The sequence below is a fragment of the Paenibacillus taichungensis genome, from assembly GCF_013359905.1.
In the GTDB taxonomy this organism is placed as follows: domain Bacteria; phylum Bacillota; class Bacilli; order Paenibacillales; family Paenibacillaceae; genus Paenibacillus; species Paenibacillus taichungensis.
In genome coordinates this window covers 1-16,304 of sequence record NZ_JABMCC010000110.1, presented here as the reverse complement: position 1 = coordinate 16,304, position 16,304 = coordinate 1, and the positions used below count along the sequence as shown (strand labels likewise).

General features: G+C 44.6%; 18 protein-coding genes, 1 tRNA gene and 1 rRNA gene. 5 read left to right on the top strand and 15 right to left on the bottom strand.

Annotated features, from left to right (window positions below; genetic code table 11):
• Positions 1 to 38 precede the first annotated feature (38 nt).
• Entirely contained in the window at positions 39 to 332 is a 294-nt protein-coding gene (locus tag HP548_RS14050; protein WP_063567630.1) for a hypothetical protein, read from the bottom strand.
• Positions 333 to 566: 234 nt separating this feature from the next.
• Here HP548_RS14050 and motA point away from each other — a divergent pair, with 234 nt between their 5' ends.
• Complete coding sequence (motA, locus tag HP548_RS14045) at positions 567 to 1,367, top strand: flagellar motor stator protein MotA (RefSeq protein ID WP_024628803.1); 801 nt, start codon at positions 567 to 569, stop codon at positions 1,365 to 1,367.
• Positions 1,354 to 2,169, top strand: a complete 816-nt coding sequence (motB, locus tag HP548_RS14040; protein ID WP_076292202.1) for a flagellar motor protein MotB — start codon at positions 1,354 to 1,356, stop codon at positions 2,167 to 2,169. Before motA ends, motB begins: the two co-directional genes overlap by 14 nt.
• Before the next feature lie 131 nt (positions 2,170 to 2,300).
• Here the strand turns inward: motB and rluF are convergent, their stop codons facing one another.
• Together rluF and HP548_RS14030 are read right to left on the bottom strand one after the other, a co-directional pair.
• The gene (rluF, locus tag HP548_RS14035) at positions 2,301 to 3,002 is read right to left on the bottom strand and encodes a 23S rRNA pseudouridine(2604) synthase RluF (protein ID WP_099859274.1); all 702 of its coding nucleotides are present in this window, start codon (positions 3,000 to 3,002) and stop codon (positions 2,301 to 2,303) included.
• Between the two features lie 18 nt (positions 3,003 to 3,020).
• On the bottom strand, positions 3,021 to 5,360 hold the full coding sequence (locus HP548_RS14030) for a PAS domain S-box protein (RefSeq protein WP_076292204.1): 2,340 nt from the start codon (positions 5,358 to 5,360) through the stop codon (positions 3,021 to 3,023).
• A gap of 334 nt (positions 5,361 to 5,694) precedes the next feature.
• Between HP548_RS14030 and tadA the strand changes: the two genes are divergently transcribed.
• Together tadA and HP548_RS14020 are read left to right on the top strand one after the other, a co-directional pair.
• Positions 5,695 to 6,195: a tRNA adenosine(34) deaminase TadA gene (gene tadA, locus HP548_RS14025; protein ID WP_076292205.1), complete on the top strand. Its 501-nt coding sequence runs from the start codon at positions 5,695 to 5,697 to the stop codon at positions 6,193 to 6,195.
• Between the two features lie 34 nt (positions 6,196 to 6,229).
• Complete coding sequence (locus HP548_RS14020) at positions 6,230 to 6,799, top strand: GNAT family N-acetyltransferase (RefSeq protein ID WP_076292206.1); 570 nt, start codon at positions 6,230 to 6,232, stop codon at positions 6,797 to 6,799.
• Between the two features lie 84 nt (positions 6,800 to 6,883).
• On the opposite strand, the gene HP548_RS14015 is transcribed toward HP548_RS14020, so the two are convergent.
• The 5 genes from HP548_RS14015 to HP548_RS13995 all read right to left on the bottom strand — a co-directional run bounded on the left by HP548_RS14015 (position 6,884) and on the right by HP548_RS13995 (position 9,246).
• Entirely contained in the window at positions 6,884 to 7,978 is a 1,095-nt protein-coding gene (locus HP548_RS14015) for a hypothetical protein (protein ID WP_175382033.1), read from the bottom strand.
• A 266-nt stretch (positions 7,979 to 8,244) separates the two neighbouring features.
• Entirely contained in the window at positions 8,245 to 8,397 is a 153-nt protein-coding gene (locus HP548_RS14010) for a small acid-soluble spore protein P (protein WP_063567623.1), read from the bottom strand.
• Between the two features lie 23 nt (positions 8,398 to 8,420).
• Complete coding sequence (locus HP548_RS14005) at positions 8,421 to 8,597, bottom strand: hypothetical protein (protein WP_175382032.1); 177 nt, start codon at positions 8,595 to 8,597, stop codon at positions 8,421 to 8,423.
• A gap of 25 nt (positions 8,598 to 8,622) precedes the next feature.
• Entirely contained in the window at positions 8,623 to 8,964 is a 342-nt protein-coding gene (locus tag HP548_RS14000) for a hypothetical protein (protein WP_064641367.1), read from the bottom strand.
• Positions 8,965 to 9,157: 193 nt separating this feature from the next.
• Positions 9,158 to 9,246: transfer RNA gene (locus HP548_RS13995), tRNA-Ser, on the bottom strand.
• Between the two features lie 224 nt (positions 9,247 to 9,470).
• On the opposite strand from HP548_RS13995, the gene HP548_RS13990 reads away from it, so the two are divergent.
• On the top strand, positions 9,471 to 9,869 hold the full coding sequence (locus tag HP548_RS13990; protein WP_175382031.1) for an S-layer homology domain-containing protein: 399 nt from the start codon (positions 9,471 to 9,473) through the stop codon (positions 9,867 to 9,869).
• Positions 9,870 to 10,020: 151 nt separating this feature from the next.
• Here the strand turns inward: HP548_RS13990 and serS are convergent, their stop codons facing one another.
• The 7 genes from serS to rrf form a co-directional block, all read right to left on the bottom strand.
• Positions 10,021 to 11,304: a serine--tRNA ligase gene (gene serS / locus HP548_RS13985; RefSeq protein WP_175382030.1), complete on the bottom strand. Its 1,284-nt coding sequence runs from the start codon at positions 11,302 to 11,304 to the stop codon at positions 10,021 to 10,023.
• A gap of 127 nt (positions 11,305 to 11,431) precedes the next feature.
• Positions 11,432 to 11,569 (bottom strand): hypothetical protein, encoded by a 138-nt coding sequence (locus tag HP548_RS13980; RefSeq protein ID WP_175382029.1) that lies wholly within the window; start codon positions 11,567 to 11,569, stop codon positions 11,432 to 11,434.
• Complete coding sequence (gene pdxT, locus HP548_RS13975; RefSeq protein ID WP_175382028.1) at positions 11,569 to 12,159, bottom strand: pyridoxal 5'-phosphate synthase glutaminase subunit PdxT; 591 nt, start codon at positions 12,157 to 12,159, stop codon at positions 11,569 to 11,571. Before pdxT ends, HP548_RS13980 begins: the two co-directional genes overlap by 1 nt.
• Before the next feature lie 18 nt (positions 12,160 to 12,177).
• Complete coding sequence (locus tag HP548_RS34120) at positions 12,178 to 12,345, bottom strand: hypothetical protein (protein ID WP_375165373.1); 168 nt, start codon at positions 12,343 to 12,345, stop codon at positions 12,178 to 12,180.
• Between the two features lie 240 nt (positions 12,346 to 12,585).
• The gene (locus HP548_RS13965; protein WP_375165371.1) at positions 12,586 to 13,974 is read right to left on the bottom strand and encodes a D-alanyl-D-alanine carboxypeptidase family protein; all 1,389 of its coding nucleotides are present in this window, start codon (positions 13,972 to 13,974) and stop codon (positions 12,586 to 12,588) included.
• Between the two features lie 431 nt (positions 13,975 to 14,405).
• Positions 14,406 to 15,863 (bottom strand): IMP dehydrogenase, encoded by a 1,458-nt coding sequence (guaB, locus tag HP548_RS13960; protein WP_024628817.1) that lies wholly within the window; start codon positions 15,861 to 15,863, stop codon positions 14,406 to 14,408.
• Positions 15,864 to 16,218: 355 nt separating this feature from the next.
• Positions 16,219 to 16,304 (bottom strand): 5S ribosomal RNA (gene rrf / locus HP548_RS13955); the annotation flags it as partial.

The window sequence follows — 16,304 nt, the reverse complement described above, 5'->3', positions numbered from 1 at the left end:
AACTCAGGTTTCCATGCCAAATATCTTATGGGTACATACTAAATGAGCGGTACAAAAGTCAGCTCTTCTTCCCCAATTAAGATATGAATTCGGTGCTGATCCTTGTCATGAATGACCACTCCACTTCCTACCGGAATGACCGACTCCTCACCCAGTGCATAGAACAGATCTTCAGCGAGCGCCTCATCTACTTCAAGTTGCTCTGTTACACCAAGGCGTGACCATTCTTCCTCATCCATCTCAAAGAAAACATAGCGGTCCGGTATTCGTCCTATAGCCTCTGTCAAATCTGTCAATATTCCTTCATAATCTCGTCCATGCTTTACGCCCATTGGCTTTTCACTCCTATTTAGCCCCTAAGGAGCAGATTTGATCTTATTATACCTGAAAATAACCCTTAAAAAAAAAGGCCATCTGGTCGATAAATACTATACATGACCGTTTTAACTGTTTCTGCAACCCTAAAGGATGCCTAACATTAAACGGATTGCGGTGTAACGTTCGTCCGGAAGCCCGAATAAAGCCGCTTGAAAGGATTCAATTTTATCTCATGGATGAGGTGTATGATGGAAATTTCAACGATTATCGGACTAGTTTTAGGGCTGGTTTCACTTGTAGTGGGTATGTTCCTGAAGGGTGCGCCCCTTATCAACCTGGTTAACAACCCGGCAGCCTACGTTATTATTTTTGTTGGTACGGCAGCAACTATTTTCATGGCATTTCCCATGTCTGAAGTTAAAAAAATCCCCAAGCTATTTGGGGTACTGTTCAAAAAGCAACAACTGATTGACCGTGTTTCTCTAATCGGCACATTTATGGACTGGGCTTCCACCACCCGTCGTGAAGGTTTGCTTGCACTTGAATCGAAAGTCGAAGATATTGATGATCAGTTCCTGCGCGGCGGTATGCGTATGATTATTGACGGAAATGATCAGGAATTTGTAAGTGATGTACTCATGGAAGATATTCATGCTACAGAAGAGCGCCATCGTGGCGGTGCCTTGATCTTCGCCCAAGCGGGGATGTATGCACCAACGCTCGGGGTACTCGGGGCCGTTGTAGGTCTCATTGCAGCGCTTGCCGATCTCAGTGATATGGAAAAGCTCTCGCATGCGATTGCAGCGGCGTTTATCGCGACACTTCTCGGTATCTTTAGTGGTTACGTGTTGTGGCATCCAATGTCCAATAAACTGAAGCGGATGTCCAAAAAAGAGATGGAAATCAAGCTGATGATGGTTGAAGGCTTGTTATCCATACAATCTGGTGTATCCACCATTGCCATTAATCAAAAATTATCTGTATTCCTGACACCTTCCGAACGTAGACAGTTGGAAGAGAAGGAGGGCTCATCAGGTGAAAAAGGCTAAAAAACACGAACCGCATGAAGAACATATAGACGAGAGTTGGTTGCTTCCCTACTCTGACTTGATGACGTTGCTGCTCGCTCTGTTTATCACATTATTCTCTATGAGCTCTATAGATGCAACGAAGTTTGAACAGATGGCTTCCGCACTGAGCAGCGCATTGAATGGTGGTTCGGGTGTACTGGATCATACCTCCATGAACCCTACAGAATCTACTATAGATTTGGGTAAGAACAAACAGCAGCCTGAAGATATCAAGAAGACAGCCGCTCAGATTACAGATGCGCAGATGGCTCAGAAAGAACAGGAAGATCTGGAGAAACTCAAGAAACGGCTTGATCAATATATTCAGAAAAACGGTCTCTCCGATCAGCTGAATACGAAGCTGAATCAGTCTGAACTCAAAATCACGATCAGTGATAACGCCCTGTTCTCCTCAGGCCGGGCTGATGTTAAACCAGAGTCACGCTCGCTGGCCAAAGCCATCTCAAGCATGCTGCAGGAGTTTCCGGAATATGAAGTCGTAGTGTCTGGCCATACTGATAATGTTCCCATTTCGAACAGCCAATATAAGGATAACTGGGATTTGAGTGCCGATCGAGCACTGAATTTCCTCAAAATTCTGTTATTGAATGAGGCGCTGGACCCTTCGAAGTTCACACCTAGCGGTTATGGAGAGTATCACCCAGTCGCTAGCAACCAAACAGATGCTGGACGAGCTCAAAACCGTCGGGTAGAAGTTTCGATTATCCGGAAATATCAGAGTAACAACACGGCCGTGAAAGCAGTCGGAAAAGATAACTAAAGAGTTGTTCGTTGTAGCAAAGTAATGCTTAAGTCACTCTCCTTCATTACAGGGGAGTGACTTTTTTCTATCCACTGATATGAAAAAGCGCTGCTTCCCTTGAGGGAAAGCAGCGCTTTGGATATCATCATTTATTCCATATTATAATCTAGCAAACTGCTTAGTTCCGACTTTTCAGCGGGCGTTAGTTCTCTCCAGGTCCCTGTGGCCTGTTCACCGAGATGAATGTTCATAATACGAATCCGCTTCAACTTCCGAACCTCATAGCCAAATGCACTGCACATCCGGCGAATTTGACGGTTTTTTCCCTCTGTCAGAATAATGCGGAACACCCGCTCTGATATACGAGTCACCGTACAAGGCAGCGTCATTTCGCCAAGGATCTTGACTCCTGTGCTCATGCCTCTTAAGAAACTCGGCGTTACCGCACGATCCACGGTGACAATATATTCTTTCTCATGACGTCCTTCTGCCCTCAAAATTCGATTGACGATATCACCGTCATTGGTCATCAGAATCAAACCTTCCGAATCCTTATCCAGGCGTCCAATGGGGAAAATACGCTCTTTGTGCCCTACAAAATCAACGATATTCCCTTGAATGTGCTGTTCGGTTGTACTCGTTATTCCGACAGGTTTATTGAGTGCAATATATACGTGTTTCCGTTTTTCCTTAATAGGTTGACCATTAATTCTTACATCATCGCCATCTTCTGCTTGACTGCCCAGCTCTGCCTTGACTCCATTAATCGTTACTTTCCCGCTTTCCACCAATCTGTCGGCTTCTCGACGGGAACAAAAACCCGTTTCACTGATAAATTTATTAATACGCAAAAGGTAATCTCACCTCATCTAGTTCTCTTCGTCTGTAGGTTCATTGTCCGTCTTATGCTCTTCCTCCATACTCTCCGGTTGCTGTTGGGAAGCAGGTAGCTCGATAATGACGGTCGTTCCCTTGTTCATGACGCTTTTGATATCCATCATGCCCTTATGTGATTGAATAATGCGCTGGCTGACCATCAGGCCAAGCCCAGTTCCCGATTCCTTGCTTGTAAAGAATGGTTCCCCCAGCTTAGGCATCAATTCTTCTGGAATTCCAGTGCCTTCATCCTTAATTTCAATCCGAACCCGACTATTCTCTTCGTCATGATTGAGTTTAATTCGAATATTACCTCCGTCTGGCATGGCCTCCATGCCGTTCTTCAGCAAGTTAATGAAGACCTGCTTCAACTGGTTCTCTTCACAGTGTACCATAGCTGAATCGGATGAAGCATTCAATACAAATTCAACACCATGCAGATGCGCCTGACTGTCCAGTAATGATATAACATCTCCCAGAATGAAGCGAATATCCCGTTCTTGAAAATGAACCGCCTGTGGTTTGGCCAGTATCAGAAACTCACCCACAATAAGATTAATTCTATCCAACTCGGACAGCATCAAGTCCAAGTGCCGGTGGTTAAGCTTGTTCGTCTCTTGTTGGAGCTGAAGAAACCCACGTAGGGTCGTAAGCGGATTACGTATCTCATGCGCAACCCCTGCTGCCAGCTGACCAACCGTCGTCAGTTTCTCGGAACGTCTGAGCAGTTCCTCCATACGGTTACGGCTGGTAATATCTCTTGATACGCTGATTAGTGCTGTGATCTCGCCAGCTTCATCCCGGACTGGTGCTGTACTCACGCTGACTTCGACACGGCTACCATCCTTCTTCATCCATGTCGTTTCATTGGACGTAATTGACATACCCTCAATCAACTGGGCATGCTGCTCTTCCATCTCCTCTTCAGTACCAGGAGGGATAATTTTCAACTTACGGCCTTCTACTTCACGACTGCGCCAGCCGTACAACTGCTCAAAGGCACGGTTTACCCGCAGAACATTTCCATCCAGATCCGTAATATGAATCGCATCTGCGGTTTGGTTAATGATCGATTCCAAATGCTCTTTTACCGCACGATTTTCTTCATACATCTGTTTCAGACGATTCGTATAATGGCCCAAATTACGAATCATGGCATTAATGCGATTCGCTAATTGGCCCAGTTCGTCTTTCCTTCTCACTTTTAGACGGAAATCAAAATGGCCATCTGCCACATCATTCACTTTGCCCAAAATAGATTGAATTGGACGTGTAATGTAACCTGCGAGCAAATAGCTGCCAAAGATCACAATCTCCAGCAACACAAGTGAAATGGAGGCATGGCTAACCAGTTGTTCCGATACCATGGAGGATATTTGCTTATAGTCCATGACAATACTAATCACATAAGATGATTCATTGGGGGTGAATATCGGAATGAAACTTTTGAGCACCTTCTGTTCATGAGTTTCACTGACAAAGGATACATTCTGCCCAGTACGAATGGCCCGTACGACTGCCTTGTGATCCTCTTCTGCGGCACCATATTGATAGGTACCGAAACGAATTGGCCTGTTATTCAACTTGTTGTGGTTCGTATCCCTTCCGTCATTGCTCATGCTCGAGCTACCGAAGGTCAATGGATTGATGCCTGTAATCTCCAGAATTGAAGGATTCACTTCACGAATCTTATTCAAAATCTCGTCTGGACCAGAGATCTTCACATAGTCGTCAACAGCGGCATTATTATAGAAGGGATTGATTATGTAATTCCTCTTCCCATCATGATAGTAACCCCAGATATCAACATCTGACGGATTGGATGTAGAATATTCGAATCCATCCGACCAAAAATGGTCTAATTTCTGTCCCTGTGAAATCGTAACCTGATGGTTTTCGAATAGCTGTTTAAATGCCTGATACCAGTACGTCATGGATTTGGTAGATAATCCAATCTCCTTGGGATCGGAAGATCGGGTAACCACAATATCATCAGCCGTCTGCTCCATCAATGAAATGTGGGAAACACCGACTTTTTCGCTCATGCGAACCAGGTCTTCATTTGTGATATTATTAATATTCGGGTCTAGTTCTTCCGCTGCCATTACTGAGGCCAGCCATAGATTGTTCCCAATTTGTCGTTTTACATATTCTGAACTGGACTGACTCTGTTCGACAGCGATTGCAATCTGTTTGGCAGTAAGCACCATCTTGGTTTCGCTGTCCTGCCTTAGATTCTCTTCTGTAGTATAATAACTCAGTGCTATATTTAAAACTAAAATGACGAGCACTGAGCACGACATAATCATGGATAATTTCGTTTTAATAGACAACTTTTTCGTTCACCTCTCGGCTTGTACCCTCTGGCGATATATGGCAAAACCTATATCCATCATAACTGTTGTATGTCTATTTGAAAAGGATAATTGACCCTTGTCCAAAAGTTACCGCTTGGCTGAAAAACGCGAAATCAATTGTATTTTGTCATTTCCATGCCTACAATGGAATAACCTCTAAAAATTATACACAAATCCACAGGCATGTGGATAGTATGTTCATAACTATGTGAGCAACTCGTTGGTTATCCACAGACTTATACACAACATGTTAACAAACGAATGTTTGTTCGCCGCACAAAATGCTCTTTGGAAGGAGTTTTACATTTTAATGAAGGATGACGTTCTCCAATCTGATCTTACACATCTCTCGGAGGAGGCTCAGCATGAGCACTGGATGCGTGAAGCCATCGCTGAAGCGTACAAAGCAGAAGCACTCGGGGAAGTACCGATCGGGGCTGTAATTGTTCAACATAATCGCATTATCGGTCGTGGATATAACTTGCGTGAGACGACACTTGATTCCACAGCACATGCGGAGATGGTAGCCATCCGGCAGGCCAGTGAAGCCATCGGTGCATGGCGACTGCTGGATTGCAGTCTGTACGTCACACTGGAGCCATGCCCCATGTGTGCAGGTGCCATTGTGCAATCCAGGGTGCCTCGAGTGATATATGGTACCGCAGACCCCAAGGCCGGATGCGCAGGAACGCTGATGAATCTGCTGCAGGAACCTCGTTTTAATCATCGAACCGAAGTAGTAGCTGACATCTTGCAACCAGAGTGTTCCACCATGCTGACTCAATTTTTCCGGCGTTTACGCAAAAAATAGAATCTTACATCCATCTGGAAAGGAAGTGCATTCCATGCCGCTTACACTATACGACACACCAAAGGGAATAAGTCTCCGTTTACTTACTCCACAAGATACAGAGGCGTATCTTGCTCTTATTCAAATCACACGTCTACCCTACCAAGCTGTAGAGCCTATCCGGGATGATGAGTTCTATACGCTGCATGCACAAACCAGACGCATTCAGGACAGAATGCAGGCGGCTGAGGAAGGAACAGGTTATCAATTCGGAATTTTTACAATCGACGACGGTATTCTGATCGGTCAGGTTAGCTTGAACAATGTCGTTCAGGGCGTTGCCAATTATGCAGACATGGGATACTTCATCCATCCAGATTACCAAGGCGGAGGACGAATGACCGCAGCCGTGAAACTCGCTGTATCCTATGCTTTCCGTGCTCTGAAGTTAAATCGTGTTCAAGCGGCCATTCTATTATCCAATACGGGTTCAAAACGTGTTTTGGAGAAGAATGGCTTTCAAGCTGAGGGCATTGCTCGTAAATATCTCAAAATTAACGGAGAGTATCAGGATCATCAGATCTATGCTGTGCTGGCCGAGGACTTGGGTGAATCTTTACAGTAATTGAACAAACATGGAACAACATACAAAGAGCCGCTCGACCCTAAGGTCGAGCGGCTCTTTGCTTTAACTAATGGATCTAAGAACTTAGTATCCGTAAGATGCGTTCATTAGTTCTTCAAACTGATCCATTGTAATGACGTCTTCGCCAGTAGGAATATTAATTTTGAATGCTGGCTTCTCGTTAATTTTGGTGTACGTGTTCGAACCCGTGAAAGCAAGTTTAACTTCATCCTTGGTATCAGGTTGTTTAATCAACAGATCAGCAACCAATTTTTGATATACCGGGAAATCTTTTTTGTCCAAAGCAAAATCAATGTGGAACTGGTTAATGGTCAGTGTATCTTTCAACTGATCCAGATCTTTAGCCATTTCAGCTTGATCTGCTTCAGTAATTTTCAGATCCTCTTTAGCTTTGTTGATATCTTCCTGACTCATTTGGAACATGTCACGATACTCTTCTTTAGAAATGATATCCAATACTTTTGGCAATGCTTTGGTGACCAGAACAGTAACAGCTTCCTTCACATTGTCATTGTTGACTGAAAATTGAACGACTTGCTTGGCATCCAAACCTTCTGGAAGCTGCGCATCCTTCACGTCCAGGTTTTTAAAGAATTTATCCTGATCGTACTCGCTCAGGACCGCATCCATAACTTCATTGCTCAGCTTTTGTGTTTTCGCTGCATCCATAGCATTTGGATTCCATTCCGTTCCTTCTTGCTCAGCCAGTTCTTTCAGATCCAGCTCCAGGAATTTACCAACAACCGTTTCCGGAATCGGGAAGAACGGAATACTTGGTACCTTAACATATAACTTCTCAGCGGTCATAACCATTGGAATGGTAAATGTCATACCCATATCGCCTTTAAGCTCAATACCTACCGTCATTTCGGTCTGCATTGGCTCGCTTTGGTATACGCCAGTTACATTCAACTGAGCATCCTTCAGCATACTCATAAACTGAGACATCGTTGGATCCTGTTGTGACTCGTCTGCAGCTTTATAGCTCAATTCATTAATAGTGAAGTTAGAACTCATCTCATACGAAGTCAATTTGGAAGCATTGGCTGCCGCCGTCTTCAATGCCTCTTTTGGCTCTTGCTTGCTACTACATGCTGTCAGTGCCATGGATACGGTTAACAGCAACGTAAGAAGAAGCGCCCCCATACGTTTAGTCATTTGTTTCTCTCCTCTCGTGATAACCCCAAAAAAAATAATTCAATATCAATGATATACCATTTATTCTGAAACGGAAACACGATTTGGGAAATTTGTGAGCTTTACTCTCTAAATTGGCTACAAAGACCTATGTAAGCTTTAGATATCAATGATGTCCTCCTCTAAATCATGTATGAACGCGCAAAAACCCCGGTTTGTTAACCGGAGTTATAGGTTATAGTTATGCATTGATATGTGCTATAGAAAGGAATGAATGTTCCTTTACCTTAGCCTTGGGGATTGTGATGATCTACATGATTCTGGTTTTTCACTTTTTTGGAGCCTGACAACGGTTCCTGCATGGAAGAATGCTTTTCAGGTTTTCGGTGCTGCACATTAGCCTGAGCTTCGGGCACAGGTGTTGTTTTGGGTTTACTCATGTTGTTCCCCCCTCTTCATTGGATTAGGAATGGGATGGGTCCATATCTTCCGTTTTGTCATGATTCATGGAATCCTGATGCCGACGGTCATTCGAGTCCTGTTGAATTTGTTGGGCATGGTGACTATTCACAGGTGTCTGATCCAGATCTGCGACTACATTTTGCAGGTTTTTATCTGTTCCAGCTTTGGCTTTGCTCACGTATTACCACTCCTTTGACGTCTGCCTAATGTCTGGTTTTGGGTTGCAACGACTGGGCACATTCATGAATATGACGCGTGTAATCCTGAGCCAATTCCTGAATGGGTTCTGTACGCTCATCCGTCGTCCTTCCATCGCGCTCCACATCAATTAGCTGCACACTGACTTCACGAGAATCCACATAGGCACACTTGAAATCAAAAGAGTACATCTGGTGTCCCGCTGTTGCAATGTGAATTCGAATAGCCTGTTGATCAGCCTCGTCAGCCATAACCTGAGCCCGATCTCCGACATTTAGGACCTCAGGCAATCTTTCCTGCCAAGCACCTACAAGCTCCGTCTGATCTATGTTTAATTCGCGGTTCATCTAACCACCTCCACTCTTATATAAAGTGCGGCGATTCGGATGTTTTTATGCATCACACAGATATTGAAACAAACTGATTTCTTGTCGTAAAAATTCTTTATAAAAACAGCATGTATGCGGCTGCGCTAAATGTATAAATAAATGCAAAAAAGGACCTGAGCTTATCGCTCAAATCCTTATCATAATTGTAGTATGGCGGAGAGGGTGGGATTCGAACCCACGTGGAGTTGCCCCCTAACGGTTTTCAAGACCGCCCCGTTATGACCGCTTCGGTACCTCTCCAGGACATTAACTTTTATAAACTTGCCACGAAATAGATCATACCATAATTGTATAGCAGAAAGCAACCTTTTTATAAGATTTATTATTGGATGCATCAAAAAGGGAAATTCCACCTACTAAGTAACCGTAACCAGCGCTACCTAACGATTGATATGATTGTTCAGAATCGGTTCAGCCCTGCTCTGTATAATCGAATTTAGACTTTTTCATTATGGGGTGGTTGATTGTTTATAGGTGTGTATCGTAAAAATGACCCTTTGAACACGTTGCCTGAGGAAAAATCGTATGCGGCAACAGCTGCACACCTTGGACTTGTTAAAGGCTATGCTGATGGAACATTTCGTGCCGATCGCCAGGTCACCCGGGAAGAGTTGGCAAACATGGTTTATCGGGCAATTCAGTATGCAGGAGGAGATTCTGTCGCTAATAGATCAGCTGTGAAATCCTATCCGGACCAAGACTCTATCTCTCCTTGGGCCACAGCCCAAGTCCAGGCCCTGACATCACTCAATTTGCTTCAAGATACATTCGGGACATCCTTCGAGCCGAAAAAAGCAGCAACCACAGACGAATCACTTATGATCTTGGTGCGCACCCTGCGCTCCATTGAGTATGTGAACTAATATTACGCTTTCGCTTAGGTGATAATCATAGCTAACGTATCGTCTTCTTAAACAATAAACTACAAAAAACCGTCGCCCTGTGAAAATGGAACATTCTAAACTTCCATTTGCCAGGAGACGGTTTTTTATTTCATTCATTTAGTTGAACATCCTAGGAACGACGAGCAATTACGCTGACTCCGCCCATATAAGAACGCAGTGCTTCAGGAATAACCACTGTTCCATCTTCTTGTTGGTAGTTCTCCAGAATAGCAGCTACAGTACGCCCCACTGCCAGTCCTGAACCATTTAAAGTATGGACAAATTCCGGTTTCGCTTTTGGCTCTCTGCGGAAACGGATATTGGCTCGACGTGCTTGGAAGTCTTCACAGTTGGAGCAAGACGAGATTTCACGATACGTATTGCTTTCCGGTAACCAAACCTCAATGTCATATGTTTTGGCGGACGTAAAGCCCATATCTGCTGTACACAGCGTCAGAACACGGTAAGGCAGCCCCAATAATTGAAGCACACGTTCCGCATTTAGAGTCATATTCTCCAATTCCTCATAAGAGGTCTCAGGAGAAGACAGTTTCAACAACTCAACTTTATTGAACTGATGCTGACGAATCAAGCCACGTGTATCCCGTCCAGCAGAACCTGCTTCAGATCGGAAACACGAACTGTATGCTACAAAGTGTTTAGGCAACTGGTCAGCATTCAAAATCTCTTCGCGGTGATAGTTCGTTACCGGAACTTCAGCAGTAGGGATCAAATAATACTCGGTATCTTTCAGCTTAAACAGGTCTTCCTCGAATTTCGGCAGTTGGCCAGTTCCAAACAAGCTGTCACGGTTAACGATGTATGGAGGCAGAATCTCTTCATACCCATGCTGATCGCTGTGCAGATCCATCATGAAGTTGATCAAAGCACGTTCCAAACGTGCACCCAATCCTTTATAAAAGGTAAAACGGGAGCCTGTTACTTTGGCAGCAGCTTCAAAATCAAGAATGTCGAGATCCTGAGCAATTTCCCAGTGTGCTTTTGGTGTAAATGAAAAGGACTTAGGCTCTTCCCAACGACGAATCTCCACATTATCATCTTCGGACGCACCAACAGGTACACTCTCGTTAGGGATGTTTGGAATCGCCATAGTCAGATCGTTGATTTTCACTTCCAACTCACGCACTTCTTCATCCATTGCTTTGATTCGATCGGAGACTTCGCGCATCTCAAGGATCAACTCATCCGCATTTTCGCCACTCTTTTTAAGCTTGGCAACTTCTCCGGATACCGTATTCCGGCGACTTTTCAGGTTTTCACTCTCTTGCAGCAACTCACGACGCTTGGCATCCATGTCCGTAAACCCGGCGATTAGATCCAGTGATTTGCCACGTTTCGTCAATGCTTCTTCAACACGTGCATACTCATTCCGCAATATTCTCACATCAAGCACTAAATACCCCTCCTAAATAACACCACAAAGTAGAAACCTTCCTCATTAACTCCTGCCAAAACTTTGCAGCCTTATAACTTCATCATTTCTTAATGGTAAAAAACAACCTATGGCCTCCGGTGCTGCCCTACGCTGCGATTCCCGCTTTGAAAGCAGATACGGGCAACATCAGGCATCTGACCAGACAGCACCTTGCCAGCAAGCCTTGTGAGCCTCTGGAGGACTGATCCGGTTCACCGGCAGTCATAGGTTGTATATCAATCACTATTGGTTCTGTACAGGCTGTTTATACGACCTAGCCATGTCCACAAAGTAAGCATGCAGTCGATAATCATCTGTCAGCTCAGGGTGATAGGAGCAAGCCAGCAGATGCCCCTGGCGGGCAGTAACAATCTCCTCCTTGTAAGTGGAGAGAACTTCTACCTCTTCCCCCACACTCTCAATTAGAGGTGCCCGTATAAACACAGCTCTTACCGTCTCCTCAATGCCTTTTACCGGGAGATCCGTTTCGAAGCTTTCCCTCTGCCGTCCAAATGCATTTCTCGAAACGGTCATATCCATTAGCTCCAGATGAGCTTCCTCTTGTCCTTCAATATGTTTGGCCATAACAATCAAACCAGCACAGGTGCCGAACACCGGTTTACCCTCAGCAGCGAATGCCCGAATGGCCTCCATGAAACCATATTTGCGCATCAGTTTGCCAATCGTGGTACTCTCACCGCCAGGAAGAATCAACCCATCCAGCTCCTCGAGTTGCTGAACCTGTTTAATTGCCAATCCTTCTGCTCCGGCCCGTTCAACACTACGAATATGCTCGGTGACTGCCCCTTGAAGTGCTAAAACGCCGATCTTCATTTAAAACCCACCTTTCTCTTACCAGCCGCTATCCTGCATGGGCTCGGAAGGTGCAAGTTTGGAATTGGTACCGATCATAGAAGCACCTTCGCCAATCCGGCGCAACGCTTCACCCAAGTCCTTGGCGTCACAATGTCCGATCCGCACTTTGGCCCCTCTTTTAACGCGTGCTATTCCCGTTTCCATACCCCAACCCTACCATTATGGATATCGTTCTTGTCCATGAAAAGGATGTGGAATATGCAGTGTCAGTTAGAAGAACAATAGACTTTTCAACTGAATTATACGTAGAATTCTAACTTGATATTTTACCGGAAAAATTGTAAATATACAATCCATCCAGTCGGAATTAATTGTATTTTGTCAATGGTCTAACGACACTATATTGAAAATGTCATATTATCCCGTCTTCCTTCACCATGTCTATTAGAACAGGTTTTTGATGCCATCGAACAGATCAACGAAGAAATCTTTCACTGCACGGAAGAAGAGACGGAACCAACCGCCTTTTTCCGCTTCTTCTGCGGTGATGAGGTTAACTGTCTTCTCTTGAGGTTCAATTCCCTCTGCTTTGTACGTATAAGTAACCGTACCAACCTTGGTTCCGGCCTTAATTGGAGCAACCAGCTTATCAGCTTCAGTTACATTCGCTTTAAATGTCACGTCCAGGTTTTGAGTACCTTTAGGTACAACGAAACTTACTGCATTATCTGTCACAACAGGTACAGTTGTTTCCTTCCCTTTTTTCAAAGGTACAGCTTCCCAGCCTGTGACTTTAGTTTTGGCAGCAACCGCCTGTTTCACTTCAAAATTGTTGAATCCGAAGTCCAATACTTTCTTCGTTTCTCTGAAACGCGCTGGCTCCGAATCGGTACCCATAACCACACTGATCAGACGCATGCCATTACGCTCAGCCGTACCGGTAAAATTATTCCCGGCGTTCGTGGTATGGCCCGTTTTCATCCCGTCCAGACCCTCATAGGCATAGCTTTTGAAGTTGGTTATATTTTTATTCGCTTCCAGCATCCAGTTATAGTTAATAATTGGATCTTTGTCGTTGGGGCGGAATTTATAGGATTGAATTGTTGTAAAATCTTTGTAGTCCGGGTGATCCATGATGATATATCTGCACAAAATGGCTGCATCCCGTGCCGACATGACGATTTCCTTATCTTCAGTTGGGCGGAAATCCGCAGGCATATCTGCACGATCCAGTCCTGTGGAGTTGATGAAGTAGCTATCTTTCATTCCCATACGCTTCGCTTCATCATTCATCATTTTCACAAAAGCTTGCTCGGAGCCTGCAACATATTCAGCCAGAGCAACCGTGGCATCATTGGCTGAACCTACAGCCATAGCAATGTACAGCTCCTTAACTGTATGTTGGTCACCTTTTGCAAGGAAAATGCGGGAACCTGTACTCTTGGCTGCATTTTCACCTACAGTTACAATATCATCCCAACTAAACTTTCCTTGCTTAACCTGTTCAGCCACAATGTACTCGGTCATCATTTTAGTCATACTAGCAGGCGGCATAGCTTTATCCGCATTAACATTGAGTAGAATTTGACCCGTTGAAGCCTCCATCAGTACGGCTGATTTAACATCGAGTCCCAGGGAGTCTGCCGAAGGAATGTCCACGGCTTTTTCTGTCTTCGTTGTTGTAGCTGCCGCGGTCAAGACCTGCCCTGAATCGTTTGCAGCAGCCATAACAGGCATTACCGCAGACATGCAGAGCATATTAATCAGCATAACCGAGGCTACGCTTTTTTTGAGCATTTGACGTTTTTTCTTATTCGTTTGTTTGGCTTTCAATGATGAATACTCCCTTCGGTCCGAAGCTTTCTATTGTGTGCTTCAGTACAGCTTGAGCTGCAATATTTTCTTAGTCCCTAACAGGTGAAGATGATGTGTGAGATGTGTGTTGTATATGCGCTGTATCGAAAGAGCAATGTCATTGCTCCTAAAGTTCGAATCGATTGTCACTTAGTTAGCATTAAATGAAATGCTTATGTAAAAGGACGTCCGCGCTTCTTTTTCGCTGGGCAACCTTCAACCTTTTTTATCACTTAAAATTCATTGTCGGAAACAGTTTCATAGACTCACGTCAAAAAACCGCCGCAACGCCCTAATCCATTAAAGGATCATCACCGCTTGTTCTATTCTATCACAGGGGTATCCGCAAAAAAAGACAGGCCCGGCGAAAATCGCCAAGCCTGTCCTGGAAATAATTAACACAATTCAGATTACAACGAGTAGTTAGGAGCTTCTTTCGTAATCTGTACATCATGCGGATGGCTTTCACGAAGCCCCGCGCCTGTAATACGAATAAACTGAGTGTTGTTACGAAGCTGCTCCAAACTGCTTGTACCACAGTATCCCATACCTGAGCGTAGACCACCAATCAACTGATGAATCGTATCAGACAAAGGACCTTTGTAAGCAACACGTCCCTCAATTCCTTCCGGAACCAGTTTCTTGTCATCATCCTGGAAGTAACGATCTTTACTTCCTTGTTTCATCGCAGCCATTGAACCCATACCGCGGTAAACTTTGTAGCTACGTCCTTGGAAGATTTCCGTTTCTCCCGGGCTTTCTGCCGTACCTGCAAACAAGCTTCCCAGCATGACTGCATGAGCACCTGCAGCAAGAGCCTTAGTAATCTCACCAGAGTACTTGATACCACCGTCAGCAATGATTGGTACGCCATATTCACGTGCTACATTTGCACAATCGTATACTGCTGTAACTTGAGGAACACCAATACCAGCAATTACACGAGTTGTACAGATGGAACCTGGACCAATTCCCACTTTGACAACGGACGCCCCAGCTTCGATCAATTCACGGGTCGCATCGCCAGTAGCAACGTTACCTGCAACAATGGTCAGGTTCGGGAAACGTTCGCGCAGCTGACGAACCGCATCAATGATGTTAATGTGATGTCCGTGTGCCGAGTCTACCGTAATCAGATCCACACCAGCTTGAACCAATGCATCAGCACGTTCAAAGGTGTCTTTGGAAATCCCGATCGCTGCTCCAACCAGCAAACGTCCTTGTGCATCTTTAGCTGCGTTAGGGAATTGGATTGCTTTTTCGATATCTTTAATAGTAATGAGACCTTTCAGTGTGTTGGACTCATCTACTAATGGAAGTTTCTCAATTTTATGCTTCTGGAGAATGCCTTCTGCTTCTTGCAGTGTAGTACCTACAGGCGCAGTAACCAAATTCTCACGAGTCATAACTTCGCTAATTTTAATGGAGAAGTCGTGGATGAAACGCAAGTCACGGTTTGTCAGAATACCAACAAGCTTTTGATCTCCTTCAACAATCGGTACACCGGAAATGCGATATTTCGCCATAACCGACTCTGCATCAGAAACCAGATGTTCCGCTGTAAGTGAGAACGGATTGGTAATAACACCACTCTCCGAGCGCTTAACCCGATCCACTTCCTCCGCTTGCTGCTCAACAGACATATTTTTATGGATGATACCAATACCGCCTTCACGGGCAATGGCAATAGCCAATGTCGCTTCAGTAACAGTATCCATACCAGCACTAATCAAAGGAATATTCAGTTTTACGCTGTCACTCAAACGAACAGATACGTCCACTTCTTTAGGCAGTGTCTCGGATTTCCGTGGCACCAGCAGTACATCGTCGAAGGTGAAACCTTCCTTACCAAATTTATCTTCCCACACGCGGGCGTTCCTCCTTATGTTTGCTCAGCTTTACGGTCCAAAACCCGAAGATCTCAGGCTGTATTTAATGCCGAAAATACGTTTTCTGAAAAATTTATTATTGCCATCTTAGCAAAGCGTTATTTAGACTGTCAAGGGAAACTCCCTGGTTATATTAGGTGTATTGCCTGATGCATACAACTGTATTTGTCATACGGACAGGTTCATTTTATTTATATAAAACGCCACTCATATCAAGTGGCGCTTATCTATGTTAAATCATTTAGTGCAATGTCTCTAAACTAATAGCTAATCCTGCATTTTTGCTTATAAACAAATAAAAACCACCACCGAATAACATCGGCAGTGGTTCTTTGCTTGGCGGCGTCCTACTCTCCCAGGACCCTGCGGTCCAAGTACCATCGGCGCTAGAGGGCTTAACGGTCGTGTTCGGGATGGGTA

Excerpts from the sequence above, each read along its gene's own strand:
- HP548_RS14050 (WP_063567630.1), bottom strand. The coding sequence starts at position 332 with ATGGGCGTAAAGCATGGACGAGATTATGAAGGAATATTGACAGATTTG.
- motA (WP_024628803.1), top strand. The coding sequence starts at position 567 with ATGGAAATTTCAACGATTATCGGACTAGTTTTAGGGCTGGTTTCACTT.
- tadA (WP_076292205.1), top strand. The coding sequence starts at position 5,695 with ATGAAGGATGACGTTCTCCAATCTGATCTTACACATCTCTCGGAGGAG.
- HP548_RS14020 (WP_076292206.1), top strand. The coding sequence starts at position 6,230 with ATGCCGCTTACACTATACGACACACCAAAGGGAATAAGTCTCCGTTTA.
- HP548_RS14015 (WP_175382033.1), bottom strand. The coding sequence starts at position 7,978 with ATGACTAAACGTATGGGGGCGCTTCTTCTTACGTTGCTGTTAACCGTA.
- HP548_RS14010 (WP_063567623.1), bottom strand. The coding sequence starts at position 8,397 with ATGAGTAAACCCAAAACAACACCTGTGCCCGAAGCTCAGGCTAATGTG.
- HP548_RS14000 (WP_064641367.1), bottom strand. The coding sequence starts at position 8,964 with ATGAACCGCGAATTAAACATAGATCAGACGGAGCTTGTAGGTGCTTGG.
- pdxT (WP_175382028.1), bottom strand. The coding sequence starts at position 12,159 with ATGAAGATCGGCGTTTTAGCACTTCAAGGGGCAGTCACCGAGCATATT.
- HP548_RS34120 (WP_375165373.1), bottom strand. The coding sequence starts at position 12,345 with ATGGAAACGGGAATAGCACGCGTTAAAAGAGGGGCCAAAGTGCGGATC.